Genomic DNA, 6,279 nt, shown 5'->3' with positions numbered 1-6,279 from the left:
ATTAAAAATGACCACTAATAAATAGTGGTCATTTTTAATTAAATTATTTATAATTGATTTTTTACTTCTATAATTTTTACCCTATATGTTTCTTTAATACCTTTAATATCAACAATATCACCAACAACACAATTCATAATTGATACTGCTAATGGGCACTCATTAGAAATTAATCCTTCAAATGGATTACTTTCAATACTTCCAACAATTTTAAATTTTTCTTCTGAATCAGAAACAATTTTACCATCTTTAATTTTTACAATTGTTACTCAACTACCAACACGAACTGCTTTGATATTACTATTTTTACGTTGTTTTTGTTCTTCAAGAATAACAGCACTAGTAATAATCGTTTCAAGTTCTTGAATGCGTGCTTCATTTTTACCTTGCTCTTCACGCGCACTAGTATAATCAGCATTTTCTGATAAATCACCATCAGCCCTAGCTGCTTTTAATCGTTCTTTTATCGATTCACGTTCAACATTAATTCGTTTATATAATTCAGTTTTTAACTTTTCTAAACCTTGTTCTGAAATTATTATTTCTTTATTTTTGTTAATTTCGCTCATTAAATGCCTCCATTTATATAATTTAATATTTTAAGAACGTAAATAATTATATCATAAGGATAAATGGTTTTAAAAAAAGTATTCAAAAGAATACTTTTTTTAAAACCATTTACTTTATTAATTTTTCTTCTTTTAATAAAGAAATAATTTCTGTTTTAACTTCTTCAAGTTTTTTATCTTCTTCTTTCTCATCCATTTTTGTAATAATAAAAGCAATTTTACTAAAATTTTTTGCTTGTAAACCTAGAAAATTAAGAACTGACTTAGCTTTAACTTTAGTTTCATTACCAGTAAGTTTTACTGGCTTCGTAATATCTGCATTATCAGGTAATTTAATGACTTCTACCTCAATATTTTTATACTTACTAATAGCAGCAGCAATTTTGGCTATTGGTCGTGCATGTAAACCAATCTTTTTTTCATCATCAATTTGCACAGCATAAATAATACAATTCATTTTTTTCCTCCAAGATTTCTTAAAAATTTGTATAATATAGTTTATTTATAACATATTTTTTATTTTTTTAAAAAAAATATATAATTTAAATTTTTCTTATTAAAATAATGTCCTAGTAAATATTCAATTTTTTACAAATAAATTTTAATTTTTTTTAAAATAAATAAATAAATATGGTATTATTTATTAGTTAAAACATTAATAAGGAGAAAATAACTATGGCAAGAAAATGTGCTTTAAGTGGTATTGGTCCACTAGCTGGTAACAACCGTTCGCATGCGATGAACTCTTCTAGAAGAAAATGAAATCCAAACTTACAACCAGTAAAAATTGGTGGAAAAACTTTAATGATTAGTGCTCGTACTTTAAAAACTTTAAAGAAAAATAATGCTTTAGATAATAAAAAATAAAGTTATTTTATCTTTTGAATTATATAAATAAAGAATACTAATAAAAGAAAGAAATACTTTTCTTTTATTTTTTTATATTAAATTAAAAATATTAATAATATAGTCTAGAACCTACATTTTTTATAAAAATGAAATAATTTTTCTAGTTTTTATCAATTATATTGTTATAATACGTGTATGATAAAGAAAACTCTCAGTTGGGTGGATTTATATGCTAAAAAAAAGAATTTTGTCATTATTTTGATTAATCACAATGATTAGTATTTTTATTGTAACTTTAGTTAGTCATAAACCCTATTTTATTATGGGTGGTTCAACTTCAGTAGCACCTTTAATGCATACATTAATGGAAGACTATCCTGATAATCATAAAGAAGCAGATTTTACTTATAACAGTTTAGGTTCAGATGCAGCAGTAATTCCCGTTAATAAAAATATGTTTGGTATTGGCTGACTTTCAAAGGAATATACAACTCCTAATAATAATTTAATTTCTTTTGTTTTATCAAAAGATGGCATGATTTTAGTTTATAATTTACCAAAAGATTGCTTAGGTAATGATAAACCTCTAAATTTTACACAAGATAAAGTAAAAAAAATGTATTTAAAATCGTCTATTTTCTGAAGAGATTTATTTCCACAAAATACTTCAGAACCAAATCAAGGTTGAATCAAACCAACTTGTGACCTCAAAATTTTACCTTATACTAGAGAAAATGGTTCAGGAACACGAGATGTTTTTAATGAAAAAGTTCTGGGTGATTCAAAAGCATATTATCCACAAGCAATAACCGTTAATTCAAGTACACAAATGTTTAATATGTCTAGTGGTGGTGTTGGTTATAGTTCATATTCAGATAAAAAACAATTAGATTCAAATAAACAATTCACTAATATTCATATTGCTAATTGAGAAAAAATTGCTCCAAGTTTAGATACCATTAAAAATGGTACTTATCAGTTATCACGACCATTTACAGGTTTAATAAATAAAAATTTTAAACAAATTAATACTTTAGTTAAATTTCTAAAATTCTTGTTTATTCCTGGCTATCCAGGTCATAACGAATACGTAGTTCCTGCTTTTTCAGAAGCTCAATACGCACAATCAGCAGTACCATTAACTGACAAATTAAATCATGATTTAAATCAGTGATTAAACAATTTTCCATAAAGGAGTATTAATAAATGAAATCCAAATCTTTTAAAAAGTTTTGACATAAAATAACTTTTAATCATTTTAATAAAAATCATGATCCAAAAAATGTTTTTATTAGTGAACAAAAAAAACATACTTATGATTTGATTGCTAAAATTTGTGTATTGTCTATATCTTCATTAGCACTAATTGCCGCTTCATTATTAATTGGTTTTATTATCGGCCAAACATTTAGTAATATGAGTTTTCTTAATTGATTTAAAATGTTAGGAAATAGTAAATGATTACCTAGTGCTAATAGTTTTGGTATTATTGCCTTTGTTGTTGCCACTTTTTGAGTTGCGCTATTTTCAATGATACTTGCTGTTCCTTTAAGTTTACTAACATCATTATTTATATGTGAATTTTTACCACCAAAATTAAAAAAAACAACATTAACTTTAGTAGAATTATTATCTGGTATTCCTTCAGTTGTTTTTGGTGCTTTTGGTTTAATGACCATTGGTCCTATTTTTGTAAAAATGGGAGCACCAACCAAAGAAAATATGATGACAGCAAGTTTTATTTTATCAATGATGGCATTACCAACAATTATTTCATTATCTGTTAATGCTATTACTAGAGTACCAAAATCTTATCTATATGCATCATTAGCACTAGGTATTAGCAGGACTGACACTAGTTTTAAAGTCATTTTTAAAGCGGCAAAAACCAAAATCATTGGTGCAATAATTTTTGGATTTGGAAGAGTCATTGGTGAAACAATAGCCGTTGTCATGATTGCTGGTAATAGTACTCTAACCCCCAATTTTGCACATGGTCCACTTGCATTTTTATTTAGTTCAATTTCTACTTTAGCGGGAGTAATTGGACTAGAAATTGGAGAAGCAGTTAGTTCTCAACAAATATCAGCATTATATGGAATTGGTTTATTTTTATTTATTATAGTTTCAATCATTAACTTTATTGTTTTAATAATTTATAAACGTAGTGATAAAAAAGCAAAAGGTCATAAAAAACCACGAAATTATAATTTAAAAAAAATAAATCTATCTGATAATCAACTAATGTTAACTATTAGTGAAAAAACTATTAAAAATCAAGGCTGAAAACACTTTAAAGACTATTTTCGATTATTCTTTATGGGGCTAGCTTGTTTTATTACTATGGGATTAATTATTTGAATTATTGGTGATATTATTATTAATGGTATCTTCAACATTAGTGGTAATGCTGGTAGTAGCGTTTTCAATTTTAATTTTGCGGCTTTAATTTGAACAACCGGTGATGAAGGTTACTTATCAATTATCACAATGACATGTTTATTGATATTAACAACAATTACTATTGCTATGCCATTAGGTATTATTGGCGCAATTTATCTTCACGAATATGCCAAAAATGGTTGATTTGCTTCAATATTACGTTTTGTGCTAAATACCTTAGCTTCTACGCCATCAATTATCTTTGGTATGTTTGGATTTACTTTTTTTATTACTTTCTTACAAATAAGTTTCTCAGCAATTGCTGCTAGTTTAACATTAACAATTGTTATTTTACCACTTATTATTAGAGCAGTAGAAGATACATTAAAATCAGTACCTATTGAATATCGTGAAGCATCATTAGCACTAGGTGCTAGTAAATTTGAAACAATAAGAAAAGTAGTTATTCCAGCTGCCATTGGTGGCATTATTACTAGTATGATTTTATCAATGGGTAGAATTATTGGTGAATCAGCACCAGTTTATCTAACATTAGGAAGCACTGTTGCTTTTCCCAATAAAGGTTTCTTAAGTTCAGGACAAACTTTAACAACCCATATTTTATTAGTTAATAAAGAATCAAATGACCCTAATAAATTAGGAATGATGTACCAAACAGCACTAATAACAGTTATACTAATATTTATTTTAAATTTTATAGCAAAACATTTTGAAAAAAGTTTAACAACAGGAATCGGGGTGAAAACAAAATGCTCAATTGAATTATTAAAAGAAAAAATGAAAGCAAGAAAGAATCAGCGAATAGCAATAAAAAAAGAAAAGTAAATGTGATTAAACCTTACTTTTTAAAAGTGAAAGATAAATTTAAGAAAAAACCAAATAACAAATCAAATAATTTATCAAATATAGAAAATATTCCAAAAAGTAATTATGTTTTTACTATTAAAAATTTAAATTTCTTCTATAATCATGGTAAAAAACAGGCTTTATTTAATATAAATTTAGAAATAAGTCGTAATCAAGTAACCGCTTTTATTGGACCAAGTGGTTGTGGCAAATCAACATTACTACGAACTTTAAATAGAATGAATGATTTAATTGATGGTGTTAAAATTAATGGACAAATATTATTCAATAATGAAGATATTTATGAAAATAAAAAAAATATTATTTCATTACGAACTAAAGTTGGAATGGTATTTCAAAAACCTAATCCCTTTCCAATGTCAATTTATGATAATGTTGCATATGGTCCAAAAAATCAAGGCATTAAAAACAAAAAGATTCTAAATCAAATTGTCGAAGATGCTTTAAAAAAAGCGGCTTTATGAGATGAAGTTGCTCAACACTTATTTGATTCAGCATTATCATTATCAGGTGGCCAACAACAACGTTTATGTATTGCTCGTGCTATTGCCCTAAAACCAGAAGTACTATTAATGGATGAACCAACTTCAGCTCTAGATCCGATTGCCGCATCTAAAATTGAAGACTTAATGAATGATTTAAAATCAGACTTTACAATTATTGTTGTTACTCATTCAATGCAACAAGCAGCACGAATTTCTGATAAAACTGCTTTTTTCTTAAATGGAGAAGTCATTGAATATAATAATACTAAAAAAATATTTTCACGACCAAAAGATAAAAGAACAGAAGATTATATTACCGGCAGATTTGGTTAAAAATATATATAATTAATTATAGAGAAAGGAGGAAAAAATGAAAATAATTAACCGTAGATTTGATTTAGATATCATAAATTTAAAACAAAACTTATTAACTTTATTAAAAGAAGTAAAAAAAGAACATAAAGACGCTTTAATAGCAATGGAAACACAAGATTTTGATATGTCAAAAAGAATTGTTGAAACCGATAAAGAAATTAGAACAGTCGCTGAAAGTTTAACAATTACTGCAATTTGAAGTATTGCTCAACAAAATCCTTTTGCTACTGACTTACGTACTATTATTGGCTATATGAATATTATTCGTGATTTAGAACGTATTTCAAATTATGCTAAAAATTTATCCAAATTTAATGTCAAATATAAACCAGAAATTAAATTAACATCTCAATTATCAGGATTAATGAAAAAAGTATTTAAAATGATGGATTTAATTGGTGAATCTATAAATGAAAATGATATTAACAAAGCTTATCAAGCAGCAGAATATGATATCGATATTGATAATCGTTTTCGTGAATCAATGAAAAACATTGTCAATATGTTAAAAGTAAACAAAAATAATGATCAACTCTCTCAATATACATCAACAATGCAACAGTTGAAATATATTGAAAGACTAGGTGATCACTTAGTTAACATTTGTGAAACAATAGTATATATTATTAAAGGTAAATTTTATGATTTATCTTCAACAAAAATATCTGAATAATTTATCAATCAGAGGCTTTTTAATAATCTGTGTTTCTTTGTTTTACAAAGTTACTAAT

General features: G+C 25.9%; 7 protein-coding genes. 5 read left to right on the top strand and 2 right to left on the bottom strand.

The window, feature by feature from the left end; all coding sequences use genetic code 4:
- Positions 1–47: 47 nt before the first annotated feature.
- On the bottom strand, positions 48–569 hold the full coding sequence (gene greA / locus M0D11_RS05040) for a transcription elongation factor GreA (protein WP_252320669.1): 522 nt from the start codon (positions 567–569) through the stop codon (positions 48–50).
- 109 nt (positions 570–678) lie between these two features.
- Positions 679–1,026 (bottom strand): HPr family phosphocarrier protein, encoded by a 348-nt coding sequence (locus M0D11_RS05035; RefSeq protein ID WP_252320667.1) that lies wholly within the window; start codon positions 1,024–1,026, stop codon positions 679–681.
- 218 nt (positions 1,027–1,244) lie between these two features.
- Between M0D11_RS05035 and rpmB the strand changes: the two genes are divergently transcribed.
- The 5 genes from rpmB to phoU all read left to right on the top strand — a co-directional run bounded on the left by rpmB (position 1,245) and on the right by phoU (position 6,221).
- Entirely contained in the window at positions 1,245–1,436 is a 192-nt protein-coding gene (gene rpmB / locus M0D11_RS05030) for a 50S ribosomal protein L28 (RefSeq protein ID WP_252320665.1), read from the top strand.
- A 211-nt stretch (positions 1,437–1,647) separates the two neighbouring features.
- The gene (locus tag M0D11_RS05025; protein WP_252320663.1) at positions 1,648–2,610 is read left to right on the top strand and encodes a PstS family phosphate ABC transporter substrate-binding protein; all 963 of its coding nucleotides are present in this window, start codon (positions 1,648–1,650) and stop codon (positions 2,608–2,610) included.
- A gap of 14 nt (positions 2,611–2,624) precedes the next feature.
- Positions 2,625–4,646: a phosphate ABC transporter permease PstA gene (gene pstA / locus M0D11_RS07300; protein ID WP_252320661.1), complete on the top strand. Its 2,022-nt coding sequence runs from the start codon at positions 2,625–2,627 to the stop codon at positions 4,644–4,646.
- Positions 4,571–5,506, top strand: coding sequence for a phosphate ABC transporter ATP-binding protein PstB (pstB, locus tag M0D11_RS05015; protein ID WP_252320660.1), 936 nt, complete (start codon positions 4,571–4,573; stop codon positions 5,504–5,506). Before pstA ends, pstB begins: the two co-directional genes overlap by 76 nt.
- A 37-nt stretch (positions 5,507–5,543) precedes the next feature.
- Positions 5,544–6,221, top strand: coding sequence for a phosphate signaling complex protein PhoU (phoU, locus tag M0D11_RS05010; RefSeq protein WP_174480791.1), 678 nt, complete (start codon positions 5,544–5,546; stop codon positions 6,219–6,221).
- The last annotated feature ends 58 nt before the right edge of the window (positions 6,222–6,279 follow it).

This window comes from Spiroplasma endosymbiont of Lariophagus distinguendus (genome assembly GCF_023846195.1).
In the GTDB taxonomy this organism is placed as follows: domain Bacteria; phylum Bacillota_I; class Bacilli_A; order Mycoplasmatales; family VBWQ01; genus Spiroplasma_E.
The sequence above is the reverse complement of the archived record's forward strand: the minus strand, read 5'-3'. Positions and strand labels throughout refer to the sequence as shown.